This window comes from Photobacterium marinum (assembly GCF_000331515.1).
Classification (GTDB): domain Bacteria; phylum Pseudomonadota; class Gammaproteobacteria; order Enterobacterales; family Vibrionaceae; genus Photobacterium; species Photobacterium marinum.
In genome coordinates this window covers 103,177-119,830 of record NZ_AMZO01000016.1, presented here as the reverse complement: position 1 = coordinate 119,830, position 16,654 = coordinate 103,177, and the positions used below count along the sequence as shown (strand labels likewise).

At 42.3% G+C, this 16,654-nt stretch carries 11 protein-coding genes; 6 read left to right on the top strand and 5 right to left on the bottom strand.

Features of this window, described 5'->3' with window-relative positions:
- Positions 1-8: 8 nt before the first annotated feature.
- From C942_RS10640 to C942_RS10630, 3 genes are all read right to left on the bottom strand, one after another.
- Positions 9-2,144 carry a TonB-dependent hemoglobin/transferrin/lactoferrin family receptor gene (locus tag C942_RS10640; RefSeq protein WP_007465544.1) on the bottom strand — a complete coding sequence of 712 codons (2,136 nt, stop codon included), beginning with the start codon at positions 2,142-2,144 and terminating at the stop codon, positions 9-11.
- Positions 2,145-2,156: 12 nt separating this feature from the next.
- Positions 2,157-4,145 carry a prolyl oligopeptidase family serine peptidase gene (locus tag C942_RS10635; protein WP_007465542.1) on the bottom strand — a complete coding sequence of 663 codons (1,989 nt, stop codon included), beginning with the start codon at positions 4,143-4,145 and terminating at the stop codon, positions 2,157-2,159.
- A gap of 391 nt (positions 4,146-4,536) precedes the next feature.
- On the bottom strand, positions 4,537-5,055 hold the full coding sequence (locus C942_RS10630; RefSeq protein ID WP_007465541.1) for a ClbS/DfsB family four-helix bundle protein: 519 nt from the start codon (positions 5,053-5,055) through the stop codon (positions 4,537-4,539).
- 369 nt (positions 5,056-5,424) lie between these two features.
- Between C942_RS10630 and C942_RS10625 the strand changes: the two genes are divergently transcribed.
- The 5 genes from C942_RS10625 (at position 5,425) to C942_RS10605 (ending at position 12,240) form a co-directional block, all read left to right on the top strand.
- Positions 5,425-6,921 carry an aldehyde dehydrogenase family protein gene (locus C942_RS10625; protein WP_036799627.1) on the top strand — a complete coding sequence of 499 codons (1,497 nt, stop codon included), beginning with the start codon at positions 5,425-5,427 and terminating at the stop codon, positions 6,919-6,921.
- Positions 6,922-7,119: 198 nt separating this feature from the next.
- Positions 7,120-7,386: a hypothetical protein gene (locus tag C942_RS10620; RefSeq protein ID WP_036799624.1), complete on the top strand. Its 267-nt coding sequence runs from the start codon at positions 7,120-7,122 to the stop codon at positions 7,384-7,386.
- Between the two features lie 234 nt (positions 7,387-7,620).
- The gene (locus C942_RS10615; RefSeq protein WP_232428166.1) at positions 7,621-9,327 is read left to right on the top strand and encodes a Na/Pi cotransporter family protein; all 1,707 of its coding nucleotides are present in this window, start codon (positions 7,621-7,623) and stop codon (positions 9,325-9,327) included.
- Positions 9,328-9,674: 347 nt separating this feature from the next.
- The gene (locus C942_RS10610) at positions 9,675-11,270 is read left to right on the top strand and encodes a BCCT family transporter (protein ID WP_007465534.1); all 1,596 of its coding nucleotides are present in this window, start codon (positions 9,675-9,677) and stop codon (positions 11,268-11,270) included.
- Positions 11,271-11,460: 190 nt separating this feature from the next.
- Entirely contained in the window at positions 11,461-12,240 is a 780-nt protein-coding gene (locus C942_RS10605; RefSeq protein WP_007465532.1) for a hypothetical protein, read from the top strand.
- Positions 12,241-12,282: 42 nt separating this feature from the next.
- On the opposite strand, the gene C942_RS10600 is transcribed toward C942_RS10605, so the two are convergent.
- A complete protein-coding gene (locus tag C942_RS10600; RefSeq protein WP_007465530.1) occupies positions 12,283-13,998 on the bottom strand; it encodes a S8 family peptidase in 1,716 nt (571 codons plus the stop codon).
- Between the two features lie 956 nt (positions 13,999-14,954).
- Between C942_RS10600 and C942_RS10595 the strand changes: the two genes are divergently transcribed.
- Entirely contained in the window at positions 14,955-16,088 is a 1,134-nt protein-coding gene (locus C942_RS10595) for a hypothetical protein (RefSeq protein WP_007465524.1), read from the top strand.
- A gap of 51 nt (positions 16,089-16,139) precedes the next feature.
- Here the strand turns inward: C942_RS10595 and C942_RS25335 are convergent, their stop codons facing one another.
- On the bottom strand, positions 16,140-16,580 hold the full coding sequence (locus C942_RS25335; protein ID WP_007465522.1) for a hypothetical protein: 441 nt from the start codon (positions 16,578-16,580) through the stop codon (positions 16,140-16,142).
- Between the last annotated feature and the right edge of the window lie 74 nt (positions 16,581-16,654).

Below are 16,654 nucleotides of genomic sequence, written 5' to 3'. Positions count from 1 at the left end.
TCCATTCCTTAGAAAGCGTAACGAGCATTAACAGTGAAGTAACGGCCAGGTTCACTAGAGAAGCGCACCTGATCTACTGAAAGACCGGCAACATCCTGATAACGCGTATATTCACGATCAAATAGGTTGATGATATTAAGATTGACGTCAAAATCTTCTGTAAATGAATATCCCACTCCCAGATCTACAGATGCCCAACCAGAGGTTGTTGCGCACTCTGTTTGCGCTCCATATTTAGTGCTGCAACTTGGTTTACTATCCATGTCGTCAGCCCAATTCAGGCGAGCAAAGCCATTCAAAGTGTCGTTGTCGTAATTCAGCTCTACATTACCTTCAAGAGGAGTGATTGAGCGGACATACTCTTTATTACCGTCTTTACCCGTTACCCAGCCAGCTTTAGTTGACGCAGACCAGTTCTGAGTAAACTTATATTCAACAGAGAACTCGGCACCGTAAGTGTTTACACCATCTAGGTTTTCGTACCGTTTTTCCCAAAGCCCGGTTTCAGAATTAAAACCAAGCTCCTTAGTATCAATAAAGTTATTAAATTTGCTATAGAAAACAGCAGCGTAAACTTTCAGTAAGCCATCATCATATTTCGTACCAATTTCAAAGCTGTCACTGGTCTCCGCTTCCAACTCATAGTTAGGAAGGATGACAAACGGTGTCGCAATCACAAAATCGTGATTAACATATCCATATGCCTTATCATAATCCGGAGCTCGGTATCCATGGCTGTAGGAAGCATAAGCATTCAGGCTTGGCGTGAACTGGTATGCCAGAGACGCACTTGGTGAAAGTTCGCTACTGGTATTATCTTCGAAAACAACGCCTTCAATGGCATTTTTATCTTCAGGTTTCGCATGGTGTGCGTCAAAACGGAGGCCTAGCATTGCCTTCCATTTATCAATCTCGACAGAGTCCTGGGCGTATAGACCAAGGGAGTAATTACGAACTGGCATAAAAGGCTGAGATGATGTCACTTTAATACCATTCCAGTCTTTTATGTCTTCAGATACCGGGCGTTCATAATGACCACTCTCAACAACTACGCCATAAACTAGGTTGTGCTGAATATCACCACTATAAAACTCTTTGTTAAAATCAGTAGAAAGACCAATTATCTCGTCCTTGAAATTTCGGTCCTCAAGCTCACGACGCAGCTCAGGGAGTCCCTGCATCTCCCTCGTCATCAGACGATTGCTGTACTCTAGGTTCTCTGTACTACGCCAAAAACCTTTGGTATCCATAAAGTCGAACAGCGAATGTCCGGCATCATATTCCGCACCAACCATCACGGTGTAAGTTGTTTCTGAATTTTCCTGGTAGAAATCTACAATGTCCCAGCGTCCATCTTTCTGCTCGCAAGCAATACCTTCCTTACGTAAGCTGTCCTCTCGGTAGTATTCTGCTTTTGCTTTCAACAACACCTGATCATTAAGGTCATGGTGCAATGTATAAGCAGCATTGACACCATCCACATCACGGTTATACAAATCTTCATTGTGGTTGCGAGTTTCTTCTCCGGTCCAGTAACTTGCAGAAATCAGGCTGCTGGTATCACCGGTACGAAACGCCAGGTTTGATGCTCCTTTATATTTTTTACTGATCCCTGTATATGTGCCGCGGGCATCAACATAAAAGTCATCACCCTTAAGAAGATCCTCCGGTGTTTTTGATTCAAGAATTACAACACCACCGATTGCACCGGAACCATAAATTGTTGAACTGGCTCCTTTAACAATCTGAATATTATCCAGAGTCGATAAATCAAAAGAGTTACGTCCAACTTTGTCGTTCAGGTCCGATGCACCAAACCCGTCTGACATCGCAATACCGTCTTTTACAATCTTGATACGGTTACCGGTAATACCACGAATGGTAATACTCTGAGGACGGCCAGCACCACCGCTGACACTTACACCCGGTTCGCGATTCAGTGCATCGTATAATTCTGTTTCACCACGGCTTTCTATTTCTTCACCTGTAACAACAGCTACTGTTCCTGCGGTTTCCGACAGGTTCTCTTCATATTTATTGGCTGTTACTACAACTTCATCAAATGTACTAACACCAGATTCAGCGTGCACAAAGCCTGTCGTCAGTGCTGTCAGCACCGCGACACTTACACGGGAAAGATTCATTAACGACTCCGATTAATCAGACTTTTTTACTTGTGAAATAAGAAATGCGTAATCCATTGCTTGTTGTTCTAACGACTTCCTTCTGTCAGTTGCATGACCACTCTGGAAATCTGTCAGTAACAGATAGGGTTTATCTGTTGAACTTAACTGCTCGACCTTCGACAGGTATTTCGCCCCTTCCCAATAAGGGACACGTCGATCATTCCATCCAACTCGTACCATCATTGGTGGATAAGGTTGCGATGAAACATTCACCACCGGATCATATGCCCGCATTGTTTTTATCTGCGAATCAATATGTGGATTACCCCATTCTTTGTATTGCTGAGCAGTCAACGGTAAAGATTCGTCAGACATACTTTTTACAACATCAACAAAAGGAACATTTAAGCTGGCACCTGCATACCAGGTTGGCTGCTGGTTAATGGAAGCTGCCACCAAAGTTCCACCAGCACTCGATCCCATAGCCAAAACCGGGTGGTTTCCTTGTTGAAAATGCTTCAACGTCTGAGTAGCAGCAAGAAAATCACTAATACCCATTTGCTTATTCATTCCTCGGCCAGCCTGATGCCACTTTTCACCGTTGAAGCCACCACCGCGTACATGAGCAATGGCATAAATGAACCCTTGATCCAGCAAAGAGGTGATCTGCGGCATAAAGTATGGCTTCATGGTAAAACCGTACGCGCCGTAGCCGTACAAAATTACTGGAGAGTCGTTTTTAAGTTCTGATTTTTTATATGCAAGCGTTACCGGCACCTGAACACCGCCGGAATTAACCTGAATCTGCTGTGTCTCATACTCACTGGCATGATAATTTGAGTAGGTATCCTGACTTAGTAAAGTACGCTGTTGAGTCGTAACATTAAACTCTTCCCACTTTGGCGGTTGAACCATCGACATAGTACGAATGCGAATGATATTGCTGGCATAATCACCAACACGACTTATCCAACCAACACTACCATCACTTGCCAGAGAAACACGCTTCGGCGTACCTTCCTGATATGGCAATATAACCAGTGAGTTTTGTCCTTCTGCACGCTCGATCACTGCTATACCAGATTCAAAAAGGTAAAAATTGTTAAGCTCAGACTTAGGTTTTGGCGTATAAATCTTTTTCCAATTTTTATTTGAATTCAGAGCGATCTGATAAAGAGCAAACTGGTCTTCAACATTGCTATTGATAAACAACTTGCCCTGAGCAATATCTGCGTAATATTCCACACCCTGCTTGCGATTTTTAATCGGAGCTGAAAGTTCACCAGTTTGAAGATTAAGGACGCGCTGTTCACTAGATGATTCATTGTTTGACTGAATCAATGCATAACGACGATCACTGGCTACATACGCAGATACCAGCCAGTCTTTCTGTAACTCTTGGTACAGATTCACTTCAGATTCTGGTTTAGAAATGCATCGCACGGTCAGCTTGTAAGGACGAGAATCCTGAAGACCTTTTTCAATAGTGAACACCGATTCATCATCAGCACTCCAGATAACTGTGGCTTCTGCATTCTGCGCCAGCAATGTCTCTTGGCCGCTGACTAAATCAATCACGGTTATTTGATAGAATTCAGCACCGGTCAGATCCTCGGCAACAGCCAAAAACTGACCGTTATTACTTAAAGCCCAGCCACTCAACTGATAGAAATCATGATCAGCCGCCCGCTGTTCAATATTGAGTAACATCTGAGTTTCTTTGGAAGCTCTGTGACGCTTGAGGAGTACGCGCTCCCCGGCACGATGGTTAAGTTTAAACTCGAAGTCACCGATAATTCGCCACGGGTTCTCAGCTTTGGTCGGAGCATGAGACTGCCAATGTGAAAGCAGTTCTTGTTGAAGCGGTTTTAGGTTAGCCAGATAATCATCTGCAGATTTGTTTTTCTCTTGCAGATAGTTCATCACCTTCTGGCTGCTACGTGTATCATCTCTAAGCCAATTGAAATCAGCCGAAGCTTGGATACTTCCCACCGCAGTAGATACGACCAGCAAAACCATATTCACGCACTTCATACTTTTCGTCACAACATACTGAAAACTAACAGGTCGGCAATGCTGCACTCAAATGATAATGAAATCAATTCTCATTTGTGCAAATGCGTGATCCAGGTCACGTACTTTGCGCGTATTCACCAATTCAACAACTCATAAAAAAACTCAGAATGAGTTAAAATTGACACAATGATGATAAATTATGATGTTTGGTGTTTTTACCAAATGAAAAAAGCAGAGAATCTTCACAACAGGAAAACTGAACAAATTGAGGTTTCCATAACAGACAAAAATTGAGTGTTGAATATTTTTCATCCAGCCAAAATAATATGAATATATTAAATAAATAGTGTGACTAGCGAACTTATATTTAATAACGTTCAGTACCTACAAAAAATTATTGCTTCGGTATAAACGAGCGTTTAAATCGTCTTACTTTGGTCCTCACATTTTTCATTGGTGAAGACGTGTTGAACTGAATCATTCGACCTAGCGTCCATTTTTCATACCAATTAACTTCGTATAAATCTTCATTACTAGTATCAGCTATAAGCTTCTGTACTTTACGTGTAACAGCCTCAAACTCCTCTTGGAGATCATGATATCCCCACTGACTATATTGCTGATGAAAAGAGGTTGCCAACTCTCCAAGCTGATTCCATTTGAATCCTGTTTCCGGGAAATCAACAGTTTTACCCTGTGACTTTAAACCATGCCACTTAAGTACCAGTTGCCCCCAGCCAATCAAGTAAGCAAGCGTGTCACATATGCTGATTTCTGTCCCTTTGATATTACCTTCAACTCCTTTTACCCTGCTCATTTCAGCTGGAATGCTCTGGTAGTCAGCCAAAAGCTTCTCAAATGCTACCTGTATTGCTGTTTCTAATTCTGCTTTATTTTGAGGTACTGATGACATAAATACCTTCCTTGTCTTATTTATCAATATAGATTCTGACGAGCATGTATCAAATTACCATAGAGTCAGTCATCACCTGTCCATAAAATAACTAACAAAAACATCTATAGTTAATTAACTTATTAGCTCGGTTCTATGTAAAAACAAAACCCACTTCAAAATTTACAGTTGAAACATAAAATTTCAATTTTGAGATTGTGATCATGACCTTCTTAAAAAAGATCAGATACTGTAATCAGGTAGATGATAATGAATTTCAATTATATATAGATATCATTATCTCCACTTTTAATTATAAAAACCACAAGTAATACTTTGCTATCAATGAATAGCATTTTTATCAATAACGAAAACAACAAGGTAATAAAAATGATATACGCGAAACCTCAATATAAAGAACAATTCGAAAACTTTATTGGTGGAGAATGGGTCGCCCCATTAAGCGGAGAGTATTCTGATAACATATCACCAGTTGATGGTGAGCATTTAACCCGCATTCCACGCTCTAATGAAGCCGATATTGATATGGCTGTGGCCGCTGCGAAAAAAGCGTTTGAGTCATACAAACACACCTCCGTCATTGAAAGAAGTACCCTGCTAAATAAAATTGCTGATGCTATTGAAGCCAATCTGGAAAATCTGGCAATTGCAGAAACTCTGGACAATGGTAAAGCAGTCAGAGAAACACTAAACGCTGACGTACCACTGGTTATCGACCATTTCCGTTACTTTGCTTCTGTCATCCGTAGTGAATCCGGCTCGATTTCTGATCTTGATGAAAACACAATTTCTCAAGAAATTTATGAACCTTTGGGTGTTGTAGCTCAAATCATTCCATGGAACTTCCCACTACTAATGGCTGCCTGGAAAATTGCTCCTGCTATCGCCGCTGGTAACTGCGTAGTATTGAAACCTGCCAGTGCAACACCTATGTCTGTATTACTGCTTATGGAAACAATCCAGGATGTACTACCGAAAGGTGTGGTCAACATCATCAATGGTGCTGGCGGTAAGATCGGTAAATACCTTTCAACTCACCCAGATATTAAGAAGGTCGGCTTCACCGGTGAAACTGCTGTCGGCAAGCTAATCATGCAGTATGCAGCAGAGAATATTATTCCTTCCACTCTGGAGTTGGGTGGTAAATCACCGAACATCTTTACTGAATCCATCCTGGATGCTGACGATGAGTTCTTTGATAAAGCTGTAGAAGGATTAGTGTTATTTGCCTTTAACTCAGGTGAAGTCTGCACCTGCCCTTCTCGCGCCCTGATTCAGGAGTCAATCTACGAACCATTCATGAAACGTGTTTTGGAACGTATTGAAGCTATTACACAAGAAAACCCTCTGGATACAGAAACCAAGATGGGTGCTCAGTGCTCTGTTGCTCAAATGGAAACAATTCTGGAGTACATTCGTATCGGTAAAGAAGAAGGCGCAGAATGTCTGATCGGCGGGGAAAAATATGACAACCCGAACTATCCGAACGGCAACTACATTAAGCCAACGATCTTCAAAGGCGACAACAAAATGCGGATCTTCCAGGAGGAAATCTTTGGACCAGTTCTGGCAGTCACAACCTTTAAAGATGAAGAAGAAGCACTGGCTATTGCCAACGATACCATGTACGGATTAGGCTCTGGCGTATGGTCACGTAATGCTCACCAAATTCACAGACTATCCCGCGGTATCGAAGCCGGTCGTGTATGGGTGAACTGCTACCATATGTATCCATCACACGCTTCATTTGGTGGTTATAAAAAATCAGGCATTGGCCGTGAGACACACATGATGATGCTGAACTCATACCGGCATACCAAAAATATTCTGACGTCTTACAGCACTAAACCAATGGGACTGTTCTGACAGTTAAGAAGCTAATAATCAGCCGTAGGTGTATACCGCCTGCGGCTTTTTTACTAACGCTCACCTCAAACACCATTTCACATACCCTCGAAAACAAGACCTTTCTCAACCTTTGTACAGGTAAATTATGGCACCGTAACTTTCATTCTCTTTTTCAATTACTAATAAAAAATTTCACCTTTTGTGATGAGAAATACAATGACAAAACTAAAAAAGAAAAGACTTAAAGGGATAACTTTTAATAGCGTGTTGCTAATAGTTGCGTTGATCCTTTCCTATATGAATATACTTGGCATCATCCCTATGATTGTTGCTGCATTTTCAGCCATTGCCCTTTTTGGCAACGGTCTTCTCTATTTCTTTAATTCCGACGAAGATACTGACGATCAGCCCATTCTTGATGATACAGCAAAGATTGTTGCCCGCTCAGGTATTGATGGGCTTGCAGAGTTCAGGAAAAAATAACACTAGCTTTAATCGTTCGAATAAAAGAAGGTGGCTATTTTAACTTCATAGTCACAATTTCTTACCCCTTTCAGGCAAATCCTCCTCTTGGTTTCTAGACTAAATATTACAAAACAATGAAACCAATAAAAGATGCCAGTCGGAGGGCTTGCCTTGAACAGACGCTGTTTAATAAAAACCAAAAACAAGCTATCTTTTTCGTCCCCTTTTATCTGGGGATTACTTATTCTTTTATTGGCTTCATTTAGTGCATTTGCAAGCGAATCCCTTTCTGGTGACATCGATTGGGCTGACATGGCTATGGGCTTGTTTGGTGGCCTTGCTTTGTTCCTGTTTGGTATGGATCAGATGTCCGATGCGCTGAAATCAGCACTCGGCGATCAAATGAAAGACCTGCTGGCCAAACTTACCCGTAACCGCTTCACCGGCGCACTAACCGGCGCATTCGTAACTGCTGTTGTGCAGTCGTCATCTATTACTACTGTATTGGTCGTTGGCTTTGTCTCTGCCGGAATGATGACAATGGCTCAGTCAATCGGCATCATCATGGGGGCTAACGTCGGCACAACCATCACTGCACAAATTGTGGCTTTTAAAGTAGAAGAAGCCGCCCTCTGGATAATTGCAATCGGCTTTCTGCTGATGTTTACAGCCAAAACAGAACGTTTTCAACACTATGGCAGCATGCTGATGGGCTTGGGTATGATCTTTTTCGGCATGGGACTAATGGGTGAAGCCATGCACCCACTTCGCAGCTTCGAGCCTTTCCTGGAACTGATGAATAAAATGGTGCAGCCTTTATTAGCTATATTAGTTGGTGCCTTATTCACAGCATTAGTCCAGTCTTCCTCAGCGACAACAGCCATTGTCATCACTATGGCCGGACAGGGACTGATCAGTCTTGAAGCTGGAATTTTGCTGGCCTTTGGTTCTAATATAGGCACCTGCTTTACCGCACAACTTGCTGCAATCGGCAAATCACGCGAAGCCTTGCGAGCTGCCTGTGTACATCTGTTCTTTAATGTCGGTGGCGTGATCATCTGGCTGCCTTTTGTTTCAGTACTTTCCGACTGGATTATTACTATTTCACCGTCCTACCCTGAACTAACAGGAACTACCCGGCTGGCAGCAGAAGCACCTCGTCAGATTGCTAACGCCCATACGTTATTTAATGTAATTAACACATTGATATTTATTAGTTTTACCAATTACATGGCTAAACTTGTTTTATGGATTATCCCACATAAAAAACAAACTCAGAGAATAATCATAAGCCCTAAGTACCTTGACCCATCACTGATTGAAACACCATCTTTAGCACTTCAGCGGGCTCAACTGGAAGCTGCTCGTATGGGGGAAATTGTCCATCGTATGTTGAGTGAATTTCGATTAGGTTCGATGAGTAGAGACAGGAAGAAGTTTGAGAAAGTCAGAGAGATGGATGACAAAGTCGACATTCTGGAAAGCGAAATATTACGTTATCTGGGGGCGATAAGACAACAACCCCTTACCGAACAAGAAAGCGCTTATATCGAACGAGTGATGATTACAGCTGATGAATTTGAAAGCATCGGCGATGTCATTGAGTATGACCTTACCAACCTTGCTTATCGCGCACTGGATGAAAACATACAACCCAGTGAAACAATGAGACACCTTAATTCAAAACTGGGTGAAAAGCTCATCGAAGCCATCAATGCGACCATACAGGCTGTCAAAAATGATGATCAGAATGCGGCAAACGATGTGCTTAACATGAAGCAAGACATCTCCAGCCTGATTAAACAAGCCATGGATATTCAAAGTCAGGAACTGGCCAAAGTGAGCAGAAACCATATAGAAGCAATCCGGATGGAAATGACTATCCTTGATAGTTTTAAGCGTATTTATACCCTGCTTAAACGCATAGCTAAAAAGGTGGCTCCTCCTGAAGTACATTAGAATGCCCCCTCATTTTTACTTCACCAGGTCACAACATGACACAACCTTTTCACCTCTAAAAAAACACAAATGTTTAGACAACTAACCATCGAGCGGGGTGACCATACCCAACATAAGCAATTAAACACATCAAGAAAAAGAAAAATATGCGCCACACAACTATAAAACAATGACTTATTATGTTTTCAAAGCCCATTTTATACATAAATTGTCATTTTCTATCATCCCTGTTATTATTTTCCGCACAAAATACATTTGAGCACTAAACTTTTGTGATTTTCTACTTCAGGGAAAGGAGCAAAAATCCGAAGAATTAGTTTAGAGCACAAATCAATAAGCGAGGGACAATGACAAACGTTATTGATAAGTACAGTATCGAAAATACTGACTATACAGTTGGACAGGACAATATTCAGAAATGGGGTTTTGATGTACATAACCCGGTCTTTGGAATCAGTGCCGGACTCATAATACTCTTCATCGTAGCTATTCTGGCTGCCGATCCAGCAACAGCTAAAGCTGCACTTGACGGGATCAAATGGAAAATCATTAATAATTTCGACGGACTTATTATGTGGTCCGGCAATATCTTCTTACTTTTCGGCTTGTTTTTAATTGCTTCACCATTCGGAAAAATCCGTATTGGTGGTTCAGATGCCCAACCAGAGCACTCAAACTTTTCCTGGTTCGCCATGCTTTTTGCTGCTGGAATGGGTATCGGCCTGATGTTCTGGGGCGTAGCTGAACCGGTTGCTTACTTTACCGGTTGGTATGAAACACCTCTGGGTGTTGAAGCGAATACACCAGAAGCGGCCAAGCTTGCACTGGGTGCAACCATGTTCCACTGGGGTCTTCACCCATGGTCTATGTATGCCGTAGTTGCGCTGGCACTGGCTTTCTTCGCATTTAACAAAGGCCTGCCTCTGTCAATGCGTTCCATTTTCTACCCTATTCTGGGTGATCGTACCTGGGGTTGGTTTGGTCATATCATCGATATTCTGACCGTACTGGCAACACTGTTTGGCCTTGCAACGTCACTGGGCTTAGGTGCACAGCAGGCTTCAAGCGGTATTACTCATGTATTCGGTTTTGAATCCGGTATCGGCCTGCAACTGGGCGTGATTGTATTTGTTACGGCTCTGGCTGTTATCTCGGTCATGCGTGGTATTGATGGCGGTGTAAAAGTACTGAGTAATACTAACTTGCTTGTCGCTTTTGCCCTTTTGGTATTCATGACACTGGTTGGCTTTGCTGTTTTCTTTGACTCTATTCAGACAGCTCTGCTGGGATACATCGAAAATATTATTCCGCTAAGTAACCCGCACGGTCGTGAAGACGAAGCATGGATGCACGGCTGGACCGTATTCTACTGGGCATGGTGGATTTCATGGTCGCCATGTGTAGGTATGTTTATTGCCCGCGTATCTAAAGGCCGTACAGTTCGTGAATTCATTTGTGCTGTTGTATTCATCCCTACCCTGGTGACTCTGGTTTGGATGTCGGTATTCGGTGGTATTGCTATCGATCAGGTCATCAACAAAGTGGGCGAACTTGGTACCAATGGCCTGAATGACATTACGCTGTCACTTTTCAATGTTTATGAAGCGCTTCCATTCAGCACCGTTCTTTCAGTGATTTCTATCGCTCTGGTAATGATTTTCTTCATCACATCATCAGACTCAGCATCGCTGGTTATCGATAGTATTACTGCTGGCGGTAAAGTTGATGCACCTGTTCCGCAGCGTATCTTCTGGGCTACAGTAGAAGGTGCTATTGCAGCAGTTCTCCTTTGGGTCGGCGGTCAGGAAGCAATCCAGGCACTTCAGGCCGGAGCAATTTCAACAGCCCTGCCATTCTGTGTCATCCTGCTGATCATGTGCGTGAGCTTAGTGATGGGAATGAGAACCGAAATGGTGTATTACCGCACGCCGGTAACCAACTAATTCTCCTCGTTAATTCAAAAACGCCACCTAAAAAGGTGGCGTTTTTTTATCTCAATAAACACAGCCCTTCTCTACTTTCCCATTACAGACTCCGTATTCTTACTATACTTTCACATCAGATATTTTCCTGGCTGAAAGATCATCCTTTAATTCTCGGTTAATCAGACATACGACTTCAGAGAGGCTTATCGTGCTGAGTTATCTATCAGAGTGGCATCACTATGTCTATGGCATACTAACTTTCGTTTTTATTGGCGCATATGTTCTCCACTTTCTCCCGCAAGGAAAACTAGGAAAGCTGAAAGCCATTCTGGAAACAGAGACAATTCTTATGCTGGTTCTGATTTTCGTAGCGGTCATTGCCGCTCGAGTCGAGCATATTGGAAAAAAAGCTGATATTAGATGGGAACAAGCATCGGATCTTTTCAGAAGAGAGGGTTTTCAGGAATTTAAGTCAATCACGTCAACAGACCAGATATTCAGAGAATTAAGTGACGCTTTATCAGATACAGATAAAGAAGTCTGGGCGACAGGTTTTCGTCCTGATCCGCCAAAGACTCTAAAAAGCTATTCCCCCGGTGCAGCTCAATGGTATGAAAATCTTGATAAATGGACCAATGCCCAATCGGGACGAACTTACCTTAGGTTGGTAGGGTTAAGTAATGATGCAAATCACGATTGGTTCAAAGAAGAATGCACAAAGCAAGAAAATATCAGCAACAGGGTCTTCAAAGGCCTTGAATGGAATAAAGAAACTCCTTTTATCAACATGATCATTTTCGATGACGATGTAGTTTTTTTAATGTTTCGCTCTGATCCGGCACTAATAGAACAAACAATTCGCTATAAAGTAAGTGGAAAAGAGATGACCAGATTAGCCAGAGAATGGTTCCAGGCACTGTGGGAAATAGGACAGTCTTGTGAGGGAGCCAAGGAATTATCCATTACATCCCAAAACAAAAGCGGGTAGCGCTTTCCCCTACCCGCTTTTTCTACTTGCGATTAGCTCACATTACTTTTGCTGATTCTGCAAATTTTGTAGTAACTGGTAGGCATCTACTACGCCACCGGTTGCCGACAAATCTGCAAAAGGAACAGTCTCTTTAGTCGCAGGGTTTGTAACCATGTGACCTTCATAAGTTCTGACTGATTCCAGAATCGCTTTCTTCAGTTCATGACCATCCAAGTCAGGGAAGTATGTCAGAGCAAGAGCTGCAACCCCGGAAACAACCGGTGATGCCATACTTGTGCCACTGAATGCCTGATATTCATTACCCGGCGTGGTAGACATGATCTTGTAACCTGGCGCGAACAGGTCAACACTGTCTTTACCGAAGTTAGTAAAGCTGGCAGCCATTTTCGCATCTTTATAATTGGCTGATGCACCGATATCCAGCCATGTGCCGATACGCTCACCCGGATAGTACAAAGAGAAGCGGTTTGGATAGCTAGATTTAATATCATTGTTGGTATGGCTGTTACCCGCTGAGTGAACCAGCAGTACACCACGACGTGAAGCATAACGGAATGCTTCATCAACGATGCCTTTATATGGTGAGTACGCTTTACCAAAGCTCATGTTGATAATTTTCGCGCCATTATCAACCGCATAGTAAACCGCATTGGCAATATCTTTATCGCGTTCATCGCCATTTGGTACAACACGCAATGCCATGATCTTAACGTTATCAGAAACACCTCTTACACCCAGCTGGTTGTAGCGGTCTGCGGCAATAATACCTGCAACGTGTGTACCGTGAGACGCATCAGGGCCGATTACATCATTGTTACCGTAATCAGATTCCCATGGATTAAATGGCGAGTCTTTAACGATTTCAGCACGAGGATCATAATCCAGGTTGTAGTGATAATTTACATCATCACCATAACGCTCCATCATCGCATCTAGATATTCCATTGAGCGCCATACAGACAGCGTTTTAACCAAGAAGTCTGCCGCTTCAGTAACTTCAGGCTCATCGCTGTTGATTTGCTCAAGTGCAGCCAAAGAGAAATCCTTTTGGTCTAGCTTGACTTCAAGAATTGCTTTGCTTGACTGAGCCTGATCATACATTGGCTTGAAGTTGTCGTATTTCTTCTGAGCTTCAGAAGACGCTGACAAGTAGTCTTTTTCTACGCCTTCAAAATAAGCTTTTTCGTCGGGAGTCAGCCACATGCCAAACTTCTTGTAGGCCAGGTAACGCTTATATTCACGGGTAACAACCAATGTATCGTGTGCTACGTGAGAGCCATCTCGACCACCAATGAAGTTCCAGCCATGAACATCGTCGACATAACCGTTGAAGTCGTCATCAAAACCATTATTAGGAATTTCATACGGGTTTTCCCAGATATGTCCCTGTAGATCTTCATGATGAACATCCACACCAGAATCGATAACAGCAACAACAACAGGTTGATGACTTGGTTGCATCGTAATTGTGTCGTAAACACGGTCGACACTTGAGCCTTCCATACCATCCATTTCAGGATCTAAATTAAACCAGTCTCCTTCTAGCTGGCCGGTAGCACTATCATATAAACTTCTTTTTGCGCGAGTTCTAATTTGTGGAGCTTGTTGAACCTGCTCAATAATAGTACCTTTCACAGTTGTTAACTGTTCAAAAGGTGCTGGCTGAATATCATCACTGGCAGCCAAAGCCGGAACTGAAATAGCCGCCATCACAGCGCCGGAAAGAGCAGAAAGATAGAATTGTCTTGCTTTCATTATATTGTCCTTCATATAACGGTTCTTTATTAGCGATAAGCAAGTTAGTATTGACATGAACCCAATAACACTTTTCCTCTGGGCAAAGTATTTATCAATACGGAGTTGCCTGATTAAGCTTTTGTTTTAATGTTTTTAAAGCGAGACAAACATTAACATCCTGATAATCAATATAAAACAGGTCGATATCACACTTAGTTATAACCAAAATTTATGAATTAATGACCAAGACATGCTTCTAGGGTGGGTTAATCAGAAGAGCCAAACGATTCATTATACAACAAATAAATCAATGAGATAGATACCAGCCACACCATGATAAATAGTTTTGCAGAATGTCACACAAATATTACCGTTTAACACAACCTTGACCCAGGAAAGACTTATTTCCATTAAATATATGCTGCATTATCGATTAAATAATATTGCAAATAAGTTTGGAATCATTATCACATGATTTTTTGCAGTAACTTTATTGACAAAAAAACAAATTAAATCACTTTTATTAATAGGTCATAATGCCAAATTGTTTAACTAACATTGGTAGAAAACTCGCTCAATTAATGTATGAAAAATAAGATATAGTATTCACAACCCTATCGTGTATGAGACCAAATTAGATCATCTCGCATAAATTATTACTCTTGACTCTTGGTCGAGTTCAGAAGGTAGCTTTACCGTGGTAAAGATATTCCCGGCATAACCAGAGGGGCCCATGATTAAATAATCAATGCCTGTCTCACCTTCCGAATCTTAAAGTGAATTACAGAAAAGCTGTTTAATTTCATCTGTCAGACTTAAGTTGTATATTGATACTTTTATCTCTAATCAGGTAATTCATACGCCAAAAAATCACCATCATTACGACCCAATCACATGGAATAAGCCACACTTCAATCACAGCGCAGCTAAGCTATCGTTATGCTGTGTCACCCTATATTCAGGAGTGCTAATACATGGCTTGGGGACAAAAACGTGCGAATAAGTTCGATTGGTTGGTAGGGATTACTTGGGGATTGGTGGCAGCCGGGCTTTTGGTTTTACCGCCATTGGCGGGTGCTTTATTTTCCGGGGAGCCGCTGTCGCAATATCTGTCCTTGCAACCTTCGACGCTTTATGTAGAACATCCCCCTTTCTCATGGCCGGTATTTATCTTGCTCTCGTTATTGATCTTGACTTGCATATTGCCTCTTTTTTACCGTCTTATGAGTGTGACCGGAGGCCCTGCTCCTCAACAGTTTTCATTTCCCTGGTGGGGATGGCTTGGTATCGCATTAATCACTCTAAATTGGTTGCTGGCCTGGACGGATTTTGACACTACAAGTGATTGGCAACGCTACACATTCACGCCACTCTGGCTTGGCTATATTTTGTTAATCAATGCGTTAACCGTAAAGCGTAGTGGAAGCTGCCTGCTTTTGAAACAGCCAGGTAAGTTTATACTGCTCTTTCCTGCCAGCATCCTATTTTGGTGGTTCTTCGAATACCTCAACCACTTCGTACATAACTGGTATTACATAGGCCCGCCAATTTCCACTGTAACCCGGGTTTTAACAGCCAGTTTGTCATTTTCTACAGTGCTTCCCGCTGTAATGAGCACCGCCTGCTGGATGACAACTTTCTCTCGCATAAACCACGCTTACACTAATTACTGGAAGCTCAGAATATCGTGCCCTCGCCTGCTCGCAATTCTTGGGTTAACGGCTTCGACTCTGTCTTTGTTTGCTTTAGGAGCATGGCCGGACTCTTTGTATCCTCTGGTCTGGGTATCGCCACTTATTGTATTACTGTCACTACAGGTTCTGGCTGAAAAACAAACCGTCTTTTCTTCAATGCAAAAAGGCGACTGGCGCCCTTTCAGCCTGTCCGCTCTGGCCAGTCTTCAATGTGGTTTCTTTTGGGAAATGTGGAACTATGGCTCGGCGGCTCCGTGGAAATATAACATTCCTTACGTGGACCGTTTCCATATCTTTGAAATGCCTTTACTGGGTTATGCCGGATACTTTCCGTTTGGCTTAGAATGCATATTGGTTGCATCTTTACTGGGTATTGAGGTGCATAAAGGCTCATCCACTTCACACACCTCTTAACGCTGATTATCGTGTAAAAACAGACTTCATCAAGTCTTCATGAATACATGCTCAATACGTATTGAACTGATAAGATCCAGTCGATTGTTCACCGACTTGATCAATCATAAAGCTTAATTCTTCTGCTGATCCAATTTTATAAGAAATCATCTCATCAGCATGGATTTCCTCACCGGTTTTCTCTGAAATAAAGCGGGCTAGTGCTTCAGAATTGAGTTGCCCATCAATATTCTTGAGCTGATTTAGTTCATCATCATTCAAATCAAGTGCGGTTCCTGGCAAATAAATCGTTCCGTAATACAAATCGATACCAAAAGCGACCAGCCCCGGAACAATAAACAGTAACAAGCCCGCAGCATTCAAAACCGCAATGGCCGGATCAATATTCCCACCTTTTTGCCCCTTCCTTTCTGGGTGTAATATGGTTCCACAACCGGCTAATTGGATTGTCACCATCGCAGTTAAAGTGACAGCTAATACTTTCTTCTTCATACGGTCTCCTTACCCTATCAGATATCTTTCTCATTACTTCTACTAATTATGGATATGAATTAAATACTTGCTGG

Coding starts and splice junctions, on each gene's coding strand:
- C942_RS10600 (WP_007465530.1), bottom strand. CDS start 13,998: ATGAAAGCAAGACAATTCTATCTTTCTGCTCTTTCCGGCGCTGTGATG.
- C942_RS10630 (WP_007465541.1), bottom strand. CDS start 5,055: ATGTCATCAGTACCTCAAAATAAAGCAGAATTAGAAACAGCAATACAG.
- C942_RS10620 (WP_036799624.1), top strand. CDS start 7,120: ATGACAAAACTAAAAAAGAAAAGACTTAAAGGGATAACTTTTAATAGC.
- C942_RS10625 (WP_036799627.1), top strand. CDS start 5,425: ATGATATACGCGAAACCTCAATATAAAGAACAATTCGAAAACTTTATT.
- C942_RS10640 (WP_007465544.1), bottom strand. CDS start 2,144: ATGAATCTTTCCCGTGTAAGTGTCGCGGTGCTGACAGCACTGACGACA.
- C942_RS10595 (WP_007465524.1), top strand. CDS start 14,955: ATGGCTTGGGGACAAAAACGTGCGAATAAGTTCGATTGGTTGGTAGGG.
- C942_RS10610 (WP_007465534.1), top strand. CDS start 9,675: ATGACAAACGTTATTGATAAGTACAGTATCGAAAATACTGACTATACA.
- C942_RS10635 (WP_007465542.1), bottom strand. CDS start 4,145: ATGGTTTTGCTGGTCGTATCTACTGCGGTGGGAAGTATCCAAGCTTCG.
- C942_RS25335 (WP_007465522.1), bottom strand. CDS start 16,580: ATGAAGAAGAAAGTATTAGCTGTCACTTTAACTGCGATGGTGACAATC.